Below are 523 nucleotides of genomic sequence, written 5' to 3'. Positions count from 1 at the left end.
CCCACTTGCCCGCACTGGCCGTGGCGAAGACTTCCGCACCCATGTACCGCGCCAGTTGCAGCGCGGCCATACCGACACCGCCGGCCGCCGCGTGCACCAGCACGCACTCGCCGTCGCGGACCCGACCGAGGTCGGTCAGCGCGTAGTAGGCGGTCAGGAACACCACGGGCACCGATGCCGCCTGCGCGAACGACCAGCCCTCGGGGATCCTGGTCACCGTGCGCGCGTCGGCGACCGCCACCGGACCGAAGGACCCCGGGAACAGCCCCATCACCCGGTCGCCGACCTCCAGTGCGGCCACGTCCGGGCCGACCCCGGTGACGACACCGGCGCCCTCCAGGCCCAGCAGGCCGGCATCGCCCGGATACATACCGAGGGTGTTGAGCACATCGCGGAAGTTCACCCCCGCCGCCCGCACCGAGATCCGCACCTGACCCGCGGCCAGGCTCTCCGTCCTCTCGGGACACACCGTGATTCCCAGGCCCTCCAGCGTCCCCTTCTCCAGGATGTCCAGCCGCCAAGC

1 protein-coding gene is annotated in these 523 nt (G+C 71.9%); it reads right to left on the bottom strand.

Annotated elements, in window-relative coordinates; all coding sequences use genetic code 11:
* Positions 1-523 (bottom strand): alcohol dehydrogenase catalytic domain-containing protein (locus IEY86_RS36100; RefSeq protein ID WP_189136112.1); only part of this gene is annotated, 523 nt, incomplete at both ends.

The organism is Wenjunlia tyrosinilytica (assembly GCF_014646055.1).
Classification (GTDB): Bacteria; Actinomycetota; Actinomycetes; order Streptomycetales; family Streptomycetaceae; genus Wenjunlia; species Wenjunlia tyrosinilytica.
Note: the sequence above shows the minus strand (reverse complement) of the source record. Positions and strands in the feature narration are given on the sequence as shown.